Genomic DNA, 11,927 nt, shown 5'->3' with positions numbered 1-11,927 from the left:
ATTTTAGGCTATGAATATAGGGGATAGAGTGAGATTGTTACATGGAAAAGAAGAAGGTGTCATTACCAGGCTTTCTTCCGGTGGGCAGGTGGAAATAGAAATCGAAGACGGCTTTCGGATTCCAGCCATGAAATCGGAAGTGGTCGTCATTGATAAAGCAGAAAAGGAATATTTTGACACACCTTCCTCCTCAGGTACCCTATTTTCGGGAGAAAGCAGGCCAAAACCGGTAGAGAACGTTCATAAAGGCGGGTTTTTTCTGGCTTATGTGCCCTATAACGACCAGGTTCATGACGTGCTGTTGATCAACACCACAAAAAAGGAATACCTTTTTTCTGTCGATGAGCTCCAAGGTGAAGCCTCAAAAAATGTGGCGGCGGGAGTATTGCAGCCCGGTAGCTCCACGAAGGTAGCTGAAAAAATGATTCGGGATTTTGAACAGTGGCCGCCATTAAAGTTCCTTATGGTACCCTTGAATAAACAGGTTGAGGCAAGCCCAAAACCCATTGAAAGAAAAGTGAAATTTAAGGCGAGTGCTTTTTTTAAACACAAAGGGAAGGCACCGCTAATCGACAAAGAGGCCTATTTTTTTAAATTGAACGAACAGGAAAGACTACTGGATGTCAAAAAGCTGAATGAAGAGTTGAATCCAGATGATCCGGAGATCTATCTGAGGAAAAAAATAAACCGACCTGCCTCCTCTATTGACCTGCACATTGAGAAGCTTACGGAAAATCACGACCTGATGAGCAATGGGGAAATGCTGCAGTTGCAATTGACGGTTTTTGAAAAAAGCCTAAACGATGCGATTGCTTCGGGCATGGATGAAATTACTTTTATTCATGGTATTGGTAATGGGGTGCTTCGTAAGGAAATTCACCGCTACCTCAGCCAGATGAAAGGGATAAAATATTTTAAAGACAGCCAGAAAACAAATTTTGGCTATGGAGCAACCACTGTTAAAATTCATGAATAACGATGGAATCTACCTTACCATTCATTATGCAGGTTTTCGACAGGCACTTTGATGCCGGTAAGTCGGTTTTTAGTGAATTATCAAAAAAAATTAAGTCCAGGAAGGCCTTGGAATTGCAGGACGAGTTGTTTTTTTTCAAGTTGTTTTTGCAGGTTTTAGAAAAGATTCATTTCAAGAATAAACATCAGGTAGCTCAGACCTTCACTCCTTTCAAATATTTGAATAAAAACCTGCGCAAGGTGCAGCATATACGCATGATTACCGATGGATTTGAGAATTATTTTGGAGAGAAAAGTGCCGATTATGGGGATTACGAAAAACAGATCGCCCAAAATAAAAAGGAGGTATATACCCAGGTTTACGAAATCATACTGTCCATAACCTTGAAGGACTGGGAAAACCTTTACCATCAGGTGAGGCATTTTTCAGAAGGCCTATCGGTGCTGACCATCAACACCGCCACTACCCAGATTATTAATGAGGAGATTGATTTTTTTTATTTCGATACCAAATCAAGATTGGATCCTCAAACCATTCATGATATTTTTAATGGCTTAAAAAGAGTCACTGCTCTGGAAAAGGTTCGCTTAAGTATTGGGTTAAACTCTATTTTTACCGACAAAGTGCACCAACAAATCACCGAATTATCTCAGCAAATGGAAGGCTGGCAAAGGAATCAATTGCTGCTACAACATTTTGGAAGTTTCCTGGGGCAAAAAGAAAAAGTAAGTAAAAAATACCAGTTGGTACTTACTCAGATTCAAAAAGACCATAAGGAAATGACACAATCCGTAGCGGAAAGATGCCGTGAATTATTTACAAAAATGCTCCATTAATCGCTTAGATGGTGTCCAGGGCCTGAGCTATGTCATTTTTCAGGTCTTCGGCATCCTCTATTCCTACGCTTAGTCGGATCAGGGAATCCGATAGTCCCACCTTTTCACGCTCTTCTTTCGGAATGCTGGCATGGGTCATGGTAGCCGGGTGGCCACAAAGTGATTCTACTCCTCCCAATGATTCTGCCAGCACAAAGACTTTAAAACTTTCGAGCACCTTGATGGCATCGGCTATCCGATTGTTTTTTAGGGTAAATGAAACCATGCCTCCATAGTCTCGCATTTGTTTTTTCGCTGTGGCATGGTTGGGATGGTCCTCAAATCCGGGCCAGTATACGTTTTCTATTTTGGGATGATTTTTAAGATAGGCTGCGATGGTTTTGCCATTTTGACTGTGCCGTTCCATGCGCAGGTGCAGGGTTTTGATGCCTCTTAAGACTAGAAAACAATCCTGGGGTCCAGGTACTCCCCCACAGGAATTCTGAATGAAGGCTAGCTTTTCTGCCAATTGGCTGTCTTTAACCACGATGGCTCCCATGATTACATCCGAATGCCCAGCCAGGTATTTGGTGACCGAGTGCATAACCAGATCTGCACCGTCATCCAGGGGATTCTGAAGGAAAGGCGTGGCAAAGGTATTGTCGACTCCAAATAGGATACGGTGTTTTTTGGCGATCGCTGCCAATGCCTTGATATCAATGATGTTCATCATGGGATTGGTAGGCGTTTCGGCCCAGATCAGCCGGGTGTTTTCATTAATATGAGATTTAACTTGCTCCATGTTATCCATATTGACAAAATGGAAGCGGATGCCATAATTGGAGAAAATCTTCGTAAAGATCCGGTAAGTCCCTCCATACAAATCATTGGTGCTAATGACTTCATCTCCAGGCTTTAGAAGCTTAAGTATCGCATCTATTGCCGCCATGCCAGAGGAAAAGCACAAGCCATGGTTGCCGTTTTCCAATGCAGCCAGATTGTTTTCCAATGCTTTTCGTGTTGGGTTTTGAGTTCTGGAATACTCATAACCCTGATGGTCTCCCGGAGATTTTTGAACGTAGGTGGAAGTCTGAAAGATTGGGGTCATAATCGCCCCGGTACTGGGATCAGGCTCAATGCCTGCATGAATGGCTTTGGTTCCAAATTTCATATGTAGCGAATGATTTTCCAATTTGCTGGCACTTATTTCTGTCCCGAAGGTGTATAAGCTCCAGATGGATTGAATTAAAGTTGGTATTATTTTTAGCTTTGCCCAAAGATGAATAAAAAACCCACTATTTTCAAGCAATTGACCGTTATCTATCGTAGAAACCCATGGGTGCTGCTTGCTTTTTTATGGACAGCTACGGTACCTTCCCTGGGAAGCATGCTGGTAGTTCATTGGCTGTATGAAAATTGGGGGGAGTTTGTAATTCCATCTTTGCTGATGGTAGATACCGCATTTTTGTTCGTAATCACAGGAGCGCTTTTAATGGGGCTGGCCTTCATTCCCACCACATTGTTCGCTATCATTAGTGGATTCCTTTTTGGTTGGCAGGCTTTCCTATTATTGGCGCTGGCTTATAGTCTGGCCAGCGTTTTGGGATATCTTGGGGGAAAAATTTTAGACAAGGATAGCCTGCAGTATTTACTGCAGCCCTATCCAAAAGCAAAGGAGATCATCGCAAGTAAGAAGGACCAAATGGGCAAGCTGGTGTTTTTTGTCAGGATAAGCCCGGTGGTTCCCTTTGCCATTTCCAATCTCCTTTTTGCATTGCTGGATAGCGGACTTAAGCGGGTAGTCTGGTTTGGTTTATTGGGGATGTTGCCAAGGACTTTTCTCGCCTTTTTTACCGGTACCCTCGCTGGAAGCATCCAACAAGCTCTGGCCTCCGGTACTTATTCCTGGCATTACCCGGCAATCGGGCTTTTGTTAGTGATTAGCGTTTGGGGAATCTATTCCTTTTTTAAGCGGTAAGAACACCTCAATGAAAGTTACAGATAAACACGCTCCAGGAAGTAGCCCTCTTTTTTCAGCAAGTGGATCAGTCCCTTTTCTCCGGCTAAATGTCCGGCACCCACTGCAAAAAACATGGTGCCCTTTTGCATCATGGAGCCCATTGTGTCGATCCAGTTTTCGTTTCTCTGATCGACGAGGATGCCTTTGTAATCCTTGTATTCAGGGCTTTCGGTGACCAGTTCCAATAATTGAGCGATGTCTTCTTCCCGGTAACTAGACATGAGTTTTCGAAACTCCTCTTTCCCTTTTTCCAGATTTTCCGTGTAATTAAAAAAACTTCGGTATTGCTCCTTTAGCGGGATCTGTTCAAAAAAAGCCAACTGCTCATCCACCGATTCCAATCCGAGTACGGAAATGTTTTCTGCTTTGGCCAACTGCATCAGTTCACTTTCAAAAGCCATGGTTTCGCATTCGAGCAAATTTGGATAAATCAGCGACATTAATACCATTGGGCGTATGCTTTGCATCCGGTCCATGTCCATACCCGTTCTTTCTTTTAAAAAGTCGCGGATTTTCTCATACTCGTTTTCCGATAAAAAATCGGTGATCTTTTGACCTTCTTCATTGTACATGTTTTCCATCATGCTCCCGTACAGATCCGGGTCATCCAAATCCACCTCCATGACCAAAGCTTCCGCGAGTTCCAGCCGCTTGCTTACCTGCTGACTGATTTGAAAATCATCTTCACACATTAGGTGAATAGTACCAAAAAGATAGGAGGATGAGCGAAGGTCCTTCCCGGAAATTTTCCAAAAGACTCCCTCTTCCTGAGAAAAGACAGAAAGCGCCGCCAGGAAAAAATAAATGCATAGTATAAATCTCTTTAGCATACGAATTCAATTAATTAGCCGTCTTATCAACCACTAAAAGTCTGGTCCAGATGACGGTCTCCCGTCTTTAATTGCTCAAACTCCAAAAACTGTTCCCAAAAGGGTTCTTCCGGAAGCGCTGCCCTCAGAAACAGCTTTTCTTTTTTAATGGGGTGAATAAAAACGAGGTGAAAGGCATGCAGGTTTATACTACCATCGGGATTCGGCTTGGCAAAACCATACTTAACGTCTCCTCTTATAGGACATCCTATGGCCGCCAACTGGACACGCAACTGGTGGGGACGGCCGGTATGGGGGCGAAGTTCTACTAACCAGTGGTCATTTAATTTACCCATCCTTTTATAGCCGAGTTCGGATTTTTTCGCATCAGGAACTTCGGTATCGTAGGCTTTAGAAACGTTTTTTTCGCTGTCCTTTACCAACCAATGGGTCAGTTTGGCCATTTCCTCGGGGGGCTTTCTTTTGACAACAGCCCAATATACTTTATGTACCTCCCGTTTCCTGAATAGGGTCGTCATGCGCTCAAGCGCTTTGGATGTGCGGGCAAAAACTACGATGCCACTTACAGGTCGATCTAAACGGTGGACCGGGTGTAAAAAGACTGCTCCCGGCTTGTTATATTTTTTAGCGATGTAGTCCTTGCAATAATCCGTCAGCGTCTTATCACCGGTTTTATCTCCCTGTACCAAAACCCCTGAGGCCTTATTGACTACCAGAAGGTGGTTGTCCTCAAAAATCACATTGAACGGTTTTTTCATAATCGTGGACGGTTTGGTTAGTATTCGGAAGTGTAATGAAATTCAATATCCGGAAAATTATCCTGGACCATTTGTAACCAGGCCTTACTTTCGGCCATGAATACCAATTTCCCATCTTTATCCCGGGCTATATGTCGTTGTTTGGATCGCACAAATTCATCCAGTTTCTTTTTATCACTACTGTGGATCCAGCAGGCTTTGTACAGGTTCATGGGTACAAAATCTGCAGTGGCATTGTATTCGTTTTTGAGCCTAAATTGGATGACTTCAAACTGCAGTTGCCCCACCGTACCGACTACTTTCCGGGCACCAATTTCAAAGGTAAACAATTGCGCCACACCTTCCTCCATTAATTGCTGCAGACCTTTGTCCAATTGCTTGGTTTTCATCGCGTCTTTGTTCACCACTTCCCGGAATATTTCCGGAGAGAAGCTGGGAATTCCTTTGAATTGTAACGCTTCTCCATCGGTAAGAGAATCGCCTATTTTTAAGTTGCCGGTATCGTAAAGCCCGACAATATCGCCGGGGAATGCCTCCTCTATGATTTCCTTGTCCTGTGCCATAAAGGAGGTCACGTTTGAAAAGCGAAGGGCTTTGGTTCCTCGTACGTGATTGTAGGGTTTGTTTCGTTCAAACCTTCCAGAGCAAATTCTCAAAAAAGCGATCCGGTTGCGATGTTTTGGGTCCATATTAGCATGGATTTTAAAAATAAATCCACTAAAGTGATCTTCCTCCGGTTTCACTTCTCTTTCCTCCGTTACCCGACTTTTTGGGCCGGGAGCGATTTTAATAAAGGTATCCAGCATTTCCTGTACACCGAAATTATTCACCGCAGACCCGAAAAATACCGGGGCCACCTTTCCTTCCAGGTATTCCTTAGGGTCAAAATCAGGATAGACCCCCTCTATTAATTCCACGTCTTCCCGTAGCTGATCTGCCAGGTTAGCACCGATCATATCATCCAATTGAGTATCGCTCAGGTCTTCGATGATGATTCTATCATCGCTTACTTTTCGCTGGCTTGGGGTGAATAGATTTAGTTGCTTGTCATAAAGGTTGTAAACGCCCTTAAATGACTTTCCCATGGAAATGGGCCAGGAAAGTGGGCGTACTTTGATGTTTAATTTTTGCTCCACCTCATCCAACAGGTCGTAAGGGTCTTGTCCTTCCCGGTCCAGCTTATTGATAAAACAGATGACAGGCGTATTTCTCATGCGGCAGACTTCCATCAATTTTTCCGTCTGTATCTCCACCCCCTTTACACAGTCAATGACCATGATGACGGAGTCCACTGCCGTAAGGGTTCGGTAGGTGTCCTCAGCAAAGTCCTGGTGACCAGGTGTGTCTAAAAGATTGATTTTTTGCCCTTTGTATTCAAAACCCATCACCGATGTAGCCACCGAAATACCTCGCTGCTTTTCTATTTCCATCCAATCGGATTTGGTAGCCGTATCGATTTTATTGGATTTTACAGCTCCGGCAGTTTTTATCGCTCCTCCAAACAGCAGCATTTTTTCCGTGAGGGTGGTTTTTCCCGCATCGGGGTGGGCGATGATACCAAAGGTTTTTCTTTTCGCAATCTCTTGAATCAAATTCATGGGGCAAAGGTGTTTTCAGGCTGCAAAGGTAGGTAAATCAGGCGAGAATGTGTGATAGGAAGCCAGTTGGTGCTCAATTTTATGGACCGTGTGGGTTCTTTTGTTTGTTTGCCCTATTTGCTTTAATTTTGTTTCCGTCTTTGGTAACTCATGAACACAAACGAACATTTCTTTCATAGGTTTTTCAAGTTCATTTGGAATGCAATCTTTGTTTTGACCTATCCGGTTCTGGCTACTTTTGGGTTACTTTTCATAGGTGTGACCTATTTTTTTTCTTTTATATCTCGCCTTCTGGCCAGATTAAGCACCTCCTCTCCGGAAATAGAAAATAAGTCCGAGTGGAAGCGGCTTTCAGCCGAGACGGATCTGATCGAAGGGAAACTGTATAAGCAGATTATTTTCGGACCGGAATGTTACCAGCTTAGAAGAAAAGACGGTATACCCTCCGTTATGGATGATTTTATTTTTGGAAAAAAGGTGATTGCATTGGAAGAGGGCTTGTTGTTAGAAAAGTGGAACACCACAGAATTGGCTCAAATACCTGATTTTGATATTTGTCTGTACCAGCCGGATGAGGATAAACTAGTTAAATTGGCCCATATTAAGTGTTTTGATTGGCACCTATCCGAAAGGCAGGACGATTTTGTCTACTTAAAATGGTTTGATGGGACCCAGGGTGGTGAGGTGAAAGTGGCATTAGCCTGATGAAAGACCTGAAAGCATTTCTGGATGAAAAGGTAAGCTTATATAACCGTCCCGACTTTATTGAAGACGACCCTATATCTGTGCCGCACCGCTTTGGAAAAAAGCAGGATATAGAAATTTCTGGTTTCTTTGCCGCCACCCTTGCCTGGGGGCAGCGAAAAACCATCATCAATAAGAGCCTGGAGCTAATGGCTATGATGGATAATAGTCCTCATGATTTCCTTTGTCACCATGAGCCAAATGACCTTAAACCCTTTTTGAAATTCAAACACCGAACATTTAACGATCTCGATACACTGTACTTTATTGATTTTTTGTCCCGGCATTATAGGGAACATGAAAGCCTGGAAACTGCCTTTATTCAGGGATTGACCGGGGAGGTGGATATTATGGAGCGACTTTTAAGTAACTTTCATGAATTGTTCTTTGAAGCTTCTCATGCTCCTCACCGAACCCGGAAACATGTGGCGACACCAAAACGCAAAGCGGCATGTAAGCGGATAAACATGTTTTTGAGGTGGATGGTACGCAAAGATGATCGCGGAGTAGATTTTGGCATTTGGAACAGCCTTTCTCCCGCTCAGCTTATTTGTCCCTGTGACCTCCATGTAGACAGGGTAGGACGCTCCCTTGGGTTGATACAGAGGAAAGCAACCGATTGGCAAACGGCCATGGAGTTGACACGTAATTTGAGGAAGTTTGACCCTAAAGACCCTGTCAAATATGATTTTGCGCTATTTGGTATGGGGGTAATGGAAAAAAACAAAAAGTAGGATTAATCAGCCCAAAAGGATGTAAGGAAGCTAGGTCCTGATAGCACGCTTCGCCATCAAACAACGATAATCGATTTAAACTTGATTGGTAAAAATATGGATCAAAATTGTTTGGGTCTCCTGGTTAGTGAGAGAAAATTAGTTTTTTTCGGGCCAGGTATCCGGTTTTTTCCGCCAGCTGTTGAGTGCTTCCATATCTTCCGGGGAAACGTACCCTTGCTCCAATGCCTGCGGTAGCATGGATGCATAATCGGCCAGGCATACCAGTTTGACCTTTTCTTTGGCAAAGTTTTGTGCTGCCACATCAAATCCGTAAGTGAAAATTGCCACCATTCCCAACACTTCAAATCCGGCATTCCGCAGATCCTGTACTGCTTTTAAGGAACTTCCCCCGGTAGACACTAGGTCTTCTACTACGACCACTTTTTGTCCCGGCGTAATTTTTCCTTCGATCATGTTTTCCATGCCATGACCTTTGGGTTTTGAACGTACGTAAACAAAGGGAAGGTCCAGTTTGTCCGCAATCAAAACGCCCTGGGGAATACCGGCGGTGGCAACACCTGCCACGGCTTCAATATTCAAAAAATGAGTTTGAATGGCTTTGGTCAATTTCTCCAGAATAAGTTTTCGAACTGCCGGATAGGATAACGATAGGCGGTTGTCGCAGTAAATGGGTGATTTCCATCCGGATGCCCAGGAAAAAGGTTTGTTTGGAGAAAGTTTAATGGCGTTTATTTCCAAAAGCTTTTTGGCTATGAGTGGGGCGGTGCTTTTATCATAAATTTCCATAGGCTAAAATTAACCAATAAATGCATACTCACGGTTGTGAGGCCTGGAAAAAAAATGCATTTTTGAAAAAATAAGCGTTGATTATGAAAATTTTTATCAATGACAAGCCCTTGGATTTGGTAGCATCTTCGGAATTTCTACCTAAAAAAACATTTGAATGCGTTTATGATAGCCCCACGGAATTACCTGCTACGGCAGATTTTCACGATGATGTTTTGATAAAGAATCCGTCCCGGGACATTATCGTACGATTATTATTTCTGATGCGCAACCGGAAACTGAAAAATCTGGATAGCATCACCTTGGTTACAGAGGAAAAGAAGGCGATAAAATCGTTTATTAAAAGCAGATTTATGATTATAAAGGCCGCCGGCGGGATCGTGACCAAAGGGGAAAAAGTACTTTTTATACATCGCTTGGGGAAGTGGGATTTGCCTAAAGGCAAATTCGAAAAAAAGGAGTCTCCCGAAGCCTGTGCCCTCAGAGAGGTGGCCGAGGAATGCAATATTCAGGTAAAGCTAACCGGTCCCATCTGCAAAACCTGGCATACCTATACTCAAAACAGAAAAAGTATTTTGAAAAAAACCTATTGGTACAGCATGGACTGTGTGGATGATTCCAGAATGAAACCTCAATTAGGAGAGGGCATCATAGAAACGAAGTGGATGAATCACCAGGACGCCAAGGTGGCATTGATCAATTCTTACCCTTCTATGCGGTATTTGTATCAGCAGTTTTTAAGGCTGCATCCGGGGATTTATCAAACTTTATAAGGAAGAAATTTATCTACATTTCCTCCGTAGCGGTGTACTTCCCGGATGATAGTAGAACTAATGGCCGCAAACTCCGGGCTGGTGATCAAAAAGACGGTTTCTAATTCTTCGTTTAGGTAACGATTCATCTGGCTGATGGTATTTTCATACTCAAAATCCGTGGTGTTTCTAAGTCCTCTGAGTAGGTATTTGGCCTCGTGAGTTTTAGCCAGTGAAGAAGTCAACTCGTTATATACCACTACTTTTACACCTGAGATGTCTGTATAGAGGGTTTTAATTTTGGTTACCATCAAATCAATATCAAAATACCGACTCTTTTTGGTGGTATTGTGCCCAATGCTTATAATGATCTCATCAAACAGGTTTAATCCTCTCATGACGATGTCATGGTGTCCTTTGGTATAGGGGTCAAAAGATCCCGGGAAAAGGGCCGTTTTTTTCATAAACCTAGTGTTGATGCCAGAAAGCTTCCAAAAGCTGCGTGTTCTTAAAATTTTCTGCCCCTTTTTGGTAACTTACTTTTTGAGCTGGAATTGGTTGGTGGATGTTTTTAAAATAGTTACGAAGGTTTTCCAAGGAAGTATGAACCCATTCCAGGTTTCCATAAAGATTGATTCGGCAGTGAGCCTGGTCAAAATCCAATTGCTTAAGAACAATAAATACATAGCGCAAAAATGCCGGCTCTTCGTGAACGATGAATCGGTTAAACACCATTAATTCACCAGCTTTAAATCCAGCAATGTAGATGCTATTTGGTGCTGCGTGAATAAATAGTTCTTGATCGAGTAGATCCTTGGTATGACTCAGAAAAAAATCCAATACATGAGCGGCGCCATGAGCTAGTTCCAACTCGGGTAGCTTCGTGTCAAGTTGCTGGAGCAGGGTTTTTGAACTGGTTCCCAAGACTTGAATACTGTTATTTTGAATACCTGTATAGGTGACTTCATCCTTTTCAGGATCTACCTCTGTAGCAAAACTTAGGTAAAGGCTGCTGTGAGCCGGATTAAAAACCATTCCGGGCACCAGTGTAAAGCCCTGGTGGTGGAGAAATAATTTCCCGGTAGTATTGGGTGCGTTGATCAGTTCATCCGAAGCAATAGACTGTTCCAAATCATTCTGCCCGGATAGGGTGTAAAGATTGGCAGCAGAAATGGCATTCCCGTACTTAGTATGAGAAATGACAACCAAAAGGCTTTCATATAAGAAAAGCGATAAACTTGATATGTTTTCACTATCAAATTTATCGCTAATAAACTTTCGTTGGGTATGATGGGTATCCTTATCCAATCTTATTCCCAGTTTCCTGAGGTAGAGGAATCCGTTCTTGATCCTACCCTCAATGCTTTCTCATTATTATTTCTTCTTCGCTCGGGATTGATTGGCGCAGGGTCTCTGATTTCAAATACAGCAATTTCCCGGTTGCTTCTTTCGATTTTATCTGCAAAAAACTCAAACGTTTTACCTCCTGAACCAGGAACCACATTCAATAAATCCAGGTTAAAATCAGGGTATTTGTTTTCATTAAAGAGGGAGTCCTGAACATTGGCAGAACCTAACGTATCCAGCGTTACGGTTGTTACCTCTTCGCCATAGTCCAAAAGCTCGGTGGTTTCAGTCCTTTGTACGATGTAAATCCGTCCGTCTTCAATAAACTCCCTAAGATCATTCCAGTTTGAGGCGTATTCACCATGAGAAGCCTGATACGCAATCTGCGCATCCCGCAACATTTCCAATTTCTCAATGATCCTGGCTTCTGTTCTTTCAAGCATTTTCTCTTCTTCCACTACTTCGTCCACTCCCATATACAGCCTGTATCCAAGGCCAAGAGCCGCTAGGAGAAACACAATCGATAAAATTTTACTCAATGTCATGTCAATATTTTTAAAGCTA

The 11,927-nt window shown here is 43.0% G+C and carries 14 protein-coding genes; 6 read left to right on the top strand and 8 right to left on the bottom strand.

What is annotated here, in order from left to right; genetic code table 11:
- Positions 1–10 precede the first annotated feature (10 nt).
- Both GKS34_RS11360 and GKS34_RS11355 read left to right on the top strand, forming a co-directional pair.
- The gene (locus GKS34_RS11360) at positions 11–976 is read left to right on the top strand and encodes a DUF8465 domain-containing protein (RefSeq protein WP_163384930.1); all 966 of its coding nucleotides are present in this window, start codon (positions 11–13) and stop codon (positions 974–976) included.
- Between the two features lie 2 nt (positions 977–978).
- Entirely contained in the window at positions 979–1,812 is an 834-nt protein-coding gene (locus tag GKS34_RS11355; protein ID WP_163384929.1) for a hypothetical protein, read from the top strand.
- Positions 1,813–1,816: 4 nt separating this feature from the next.
- Here GKS34_RS11355 and GKS34_RS11350 read toward each other — a convergent pair whose 3' ends face one another.
- Positions 1,817–2,983 (bottom strand): cystathionine gamma-synthase, encoded by a 1,167-nt coding sequence (locus GKS34_RS11350; RefSeq protein ID WP_262888564.1) that lies wholly within the window; start codon positions 2,981–2,983, stop codon positions 1,817–1,819.
- A gap of 87 nt (positions 2,984–3,070) precedes the next feature.
- On the opposite strand from GKS34_RS11350, the gene GKS34_RS11345 reads away from it, so the two are divergent.
- Positions 3,071–3,769, top strand: coding sequence for a VTT domain-containing protein (locus GKS34_RS11345; RefSeq protein WP_163384927.1), 699 nt, complete (start codon positions 3,071–3,073; stop codon positions 3,767–3,769).
- A gap of 17 nt (positions 3,770–3,786) precedes the next feature.
- Here the strand turns inward: GKS34_RS11345 and GKS34_RS11340 are convergent, their stop codons facing one another.
- Genes GKS34_RS11340 through GKS34_RS11330 form a run of 3 tightly spaced genes read right to left on the bottom strand, consistent with a single transcriptional unit; the run spans position 3,787 to position 6,997 of the window.
- Entirely contained in the window at positions 3,787–4,641 is an 855-nt protein-coding gene (locus GKS34_RS11340) for a TraB/GumN family protein (protein WP_163384926.1), read from the bottom strand.
- Between the two features lie 26 nt (positions 4,642–4,667).
- A complete protein-coding gene (locus GKS34_RS11335) occupies positions 4,668–5,402 on the bottom strand; it encodes an RluA family pseudouridine synthase (protein ID WP_163384977.1) in 735 nt (244 codons plus the stop codon).
- A gap of 14 nt (positions 5,403–5,416) precedes the next feature.
- Positions 5,417–6,997: a peptide chain release factor 3 gene (locus tag GKS34_RS11330; protein ID WP_163384925.1), complete on the bottom strand. Its 1,581-nt coding sequence runs from the start codon at positions 6,995–6,997 to the stop codon at positions 5,417–5,419.
- Positions 6,998–7,147: 150 nt separating this feature from the next.
- On the opposite strand from GKS34_RS11330, the gene GKS34_RS11325 reads away from it, so the two are divergent.
- Positions 7,148–7,702, top strand: coding sequence for a hypothetical protein (locus GKS34_RS11325; RefSeq protein WP_163384924.1), 555 nt, complete (start codon positions 7,148–7,150; stop codon positions 7,700–7,702).
- Positions 7,702–8,475, top strand: coding sequence for a TIGR02757 family protein (locus GKS34_RS11320; RefSeq protein WP_163384923.1), 774 nt, complete (start codon positions 7,702–7,704; stop codon positions 8,473–8,475). Before GKS34_RS11325 ends, GKS34_RS11320 begins: the two co-directional genes overlap by 1 nt.
- Before the next feature lie 138 nt (positions 8,476–8,613).
- Here the strand turns inward: GKS34_RS11320 and pyrE are convergent, their stop codons facing one another.
- A complete protein-coding gene (pyrE, locus tag GKS34_RS11315) occupies positions 8,614–9,264 on the bottom strand; it encodes an orotate phosphoribosyltransferase (RefSeq protein WP_163384922.1) in 651 nt (216 codons plus the stop codon).
- Between the two features lie 83 nt (positions 9,265–9,347).
- Here pyrE and GKS34_RS11310 point away from each other — a divergent pair, with 83 nt between their 5' ends.
- A complete protein-coding gene (locus GKS34_RS11310; RefSeq protein WP_163384921.1) occupies positions 9,348–10,037 on the top strand; it encodes an NUDIX hydrolase in 690 nt (229 codons plus the stop codon).
- On the opposite strand, the gene coaD is transcribed toward GKS34_RS11310, so the two are convergent.
- From coaD to GKS34_RS11295, 3 genes are read right to left on the bottom strand one after another with little or no spacing between them, the layout of a single operon-like run.
- Positions 10,025–10,480: a pantetheine-phosphate adenylyltransferase gene (gene coaD / locus GKS34_RS11305; RefSeq protein ID WP_163384920.1), complete on the bottom strand. Its 456-nt coding sequence runs from the start codon at positions 10,478–10,480 to the stop codon at positions 10,025–10,027. The genes GKS34_RS11310 and coaD overlap by 13 nt on opposite strands.
- 4 nt (positions 10,481–10,484) lie before the next feature.
- Positions 10,485–11,324 carry a DUF3822 family protein gene (locus GKS34_RS11300; protein WP_163384919.1) on the bottom strand — a complete coding sequence of 280 codons (840 nt, stop codon included), beginning with the start codon at positions 11,322–11,324 and terminating at the stop codon, positions 10,485–10,487.
- 2 nt (positions 11,325–11,326) lie between these two features.
- Complete coding sequence (locus GKS34_RS11295) at positions 11,327–11,908, bottom strand: hypothetical protein (protein WP_163384918.1); 582 nt, start codon at positions 11,906–11,908, stop codon at positions 11,327–11,329.
- Positions 11,909–11,927: the final 19 nt, after the last annotated feature.

Source organism: Cyclobacterium jeungdonense (assembly GCF_010994275.1).
In the GTDB taxonomy this organism is placed as follows: Bacteria; Bacteroidota; Bacteroidia; order Cytophagales; family Cyclobacteriaceae; genus Cyclobacterium; species Cyclobacterium jeungdonense.
Note: the sequence above shows the minus strand (reverse complement) of the source record. Positions and strands in the feature narration are given on the sequence as shown.